3 protein-coding genes are annotated in these 2,833 nt (G+C 74.6%); all 3 read right to left on the reverse strand.

Going from position 1 to position 2,833, the window contains the following annotated elements:
• Nucleotides 1-1,299, reverse strand: a 1,299-nt coding sequence (locus tag C1I97_RS34715; RefSeq protein ID WP_111006950.1) for a hypothetical protein, incomplete at its 3' end; no start/stop codon positions are given.
• Nucleotides 1,296-1,943, reverse strand: coding sequence for a WhiB family transcriptional regulator (locus C1I97_RS34720; RefSeq protein WP_111006951.1), 648 nt, complete (start codon nucleotides 1,941-1,943; stop codon nucleotides 1,296-1,298). The genes C1I97_RS34720 and C1I97_RS34715, both read right to left, overlap by 4 nt.
• 143 nt (nucleotides 1,944-2,086) lie before the next feature.
• The gene (locus C1I97_RS34725) at nucleotides 2,087-2,776 is read right to left on the reverse strand and encodes a zinc finger domain-containing protein (protein WP_111006952.1); all 690 of its coding nucleotides are present in this window, start codon (nucleotides 2,774-2,776) and stop codon (nucleotides 2,087-2,089) included.
• Between the last annotated feature and the right edge of the window lie 57 nt (nucleotides 2,777-2,833).

Below are 2,833 nucleotides of genomic sequence, written 5' to 3' on the forward strand. Positions count from 1 at the left end.
GTCGGTCCCCGTGTCGGGGGTGCTCGGTCCCCGGTCCCCGGTGGTGTCGGTCCCCGTGTCGGGGGTGCTCGGTCCCCGGTCCCCGGTGGTGTCGGTCCCCGACTCGGCGTTACTCGGTCCCCGGTGCGGTTCAGGGGCCTGAGCAGGCGCTTTCGCCGCAGCGAAGTCGGTCCCCACACGGCTGACGGGCCCCTTCTCGGACTCTGGTTTGACCGCCTCGGTCTCCGCGCCACGGTCCCCGGTCCCTGCCTCGGTCTCCGCGCCACGGTCCCCGGTCCCCAGCTCGGTCCCCGCGTCATGGTCCCGGATTCCGGGGACCGGTCCCCTCTCCGTGTACGGTCCCTGGTCTCCGGTGGATCCGGAGGCGGTGCGGGGACCGTCGGCGGGGACCGTGGTGCTCCAGGCCGTCGGTGCGGGGACCGTGCCGGTCGTCGTGTCGTCGTGGTGCGGGGACCAAGGGGAGGGCAGGGGGACCGTGGCGAGCGCGAGCGCGTGCCGACGGGCGGCGAGCTGGTCGAGCAGCTCGCCGCGCTGGGCAGGGTCCGTTGCGACTGAGGCCCGGCCGATCGCCTTCGACAGCCGTCGCGTGAGGCGCCGGCCACGCCAGCTCTGCTGCTGCTTGGGGGTGCGCTCGGCGAGACGGGCGGCGAGCGCGACCGCGCGGGCGGTGGCGCGATCGCGGGTGATCTGCGCGGCGTCGCGGTCCCGTGCGGCGATGCCGAGGCGGGACAGCAGCCGCTCGCGCGCCTCACGCCCGAGGGTGGCGATCAGGCCGTGGGAGGCGGCGCCGGGGGTGCGCAGGCGCAGTTCGATGCCCATGGCCAGGTGCCACAGCATCGCCGCCATGACCGGTCCGACGAAGGCGCGGACGGTGCCGCCGACGGGGCCGCTCTCGGCGTAGGCGGGGATCACCTGCACTCCGGTGATGACCCACACCAGGGTGCCCGGCAGTCCGGGCGCCCCCTGGGTGGCCAGGTTCTGCCGGGCCATCAGCGCGGTGGCGAAGAGGGCGAGCTCGGCGGCGGCGAACATGCCGACGCGCTCGGCGGTGCCGGCCATGTCGAGGTAGTCGGCGGCAAACCGCCAGCTCGTGTCCGCGCTGTAGGCGGTGCAGCCGAGCGCGGCGAGCGCGGCTACTTTGACCGCTGGGTTGCCGAGACGTTTCTGTGGACGGGCGCCCCGGTGCCGGATCACCCAGGCGGTCAGGGCCAGCGCCAGGGTGGTGACGGGGACGCCGATAGCGAGGAGGAGGGGCAGGTCCGGGACGGCACCGAGGGACAGAACGGTGGGGTGGGTCATGCGGCCTTTCCGTGAGAGGCGTGCGCCGAGGTGGGTTTCGCCGGCTGGCATACCGGCGGCTTCGTGCCGGGTTCGGCGGACGCGGGTCGGCTGGTCGTCGGGGCGGTCTGCGTCCCCTTCTTCTTGTTCTTGCGCCTCGGTACGCCGAGGGTCCGGTCGCGGTCGAAGACCTTGTTGGCGGCCTGCCGCAGCAGGTCACGGGCGTGCTTGTGGCTGATCTGCAGGGCGGCGGCGAGCCGGTCGGGGCGCCAGCCCCGGACGTAGGCGTGGTCGATGACGACCTGGCGCTCGGCCTCGGTCAGGTGCACGTCGCGGCCGTTGAAGAAGGCGATCACGCGACCGTAATCGAGGCGCTGGGGCAGCCCGTCGTGCCAGGGACGCCGCTCCGCCTCGGTCAGCCCGCCCCAGATCCCTTCCTTGAGGACGTTCTCCAGGGCGAAGTTGAGGCAGTCGCGGCGGACCGGGCACAGGCCGCACAGCTCCTTCGCCTCGGCGATGGCCTCATAGTCCCGGGGCAGCGGGAAGAAGGTGGCGTCGGCGTCCTCGGGGTCCATGCCATGGCACACGCCGCGGGCATGCCAGCTGGTGTCGCCGATGCCGCGTAGGCCGGTGGCCGGCGCGGCATGGGTGGTGATGTAGCGCAAGGCGGTCTCCGATGTGCTGCTGCGTCCGGCTGGTGGAGGTCGGCAGCGGCGGACGCGGCGTCGGTGCCGGCTGCGGCGCGGACGGGCGCCGCAGCCGGGGCGGGACGGTGGTGTTGTTGCAGTGCACCGGCGGGTTGGGCCGGTCAAGCCGTTGCGGGCTGCTGTGCCTGCTGTGTGGCGAGGTCGAGGCGGCAGTGGTGCGGGGTGGCGCGCGGTACGTTGCCGCGTGCAGCGCCGTCCGGGCCGATGCGCCGGCGGCGGCACGGTTCGCCGACCGGGGCCTGGCACCACTCGCAGCGGACCGAGAGCGCGTCCGGCTGGCCCTGGGCGATGGCCGCCTCGCGTGCCGCTCGGGCGGGCCGGTAGGGCGCGAGGGCGGCCCGGGCCTCCGGCGGGATGCAGGAGCCGACCTGCCGCAGCCGCGCCTCCAGCTTCGGGTCGATCTGGTGGCTGGTGAGCTGCCGGTACTGCGTGGGTTGAGCGGTGCCGGTGGCGACGGAGCGGCGGGTGCCGACCAGCTCGGCGGTCCAGGCCGCCTGGTCGTCGGGGTCGGCGGACGGGGTGGGGTCGGTGTGCCGGTCCAGGCGGTCGCGCCGGTAGCTCTCCCACGGGCGGGCGATGTCCGCGGGCAGGATCTGGTACGGCGAGAGGCGGATGTGCCGGCGGGCGGCGATGCAGGCGTCCCAGCCGTGCGGTGTGGCCAGGGGCACGTCGGCGAGCAGCTCGTGCCACTGGGCGAGCTGGTCGCGGGCCTCGCCCTGGTCGGTGCGGATGGTGCGGGGGTCGAGTCGGCCGATGTAGGCCAGCAGGGCGGCGATTTCGCGGCGGTCCACGGCTACTCCGTTCCGGTCAGTTCGTCGAGGGCGGCGGCAAGGGCGGCGGTGTGGGCC

Origin of the sequence: Streptomyces sp. NTH33, assembly GCF_003236365.1 — a bacterium.
In the GTDB taxonomy this organism is placed as follows: Bacteria; Actinomycetota; Actinomycetes; order Streptomycetales; family Streptomycetaceae; genus Streptomyces.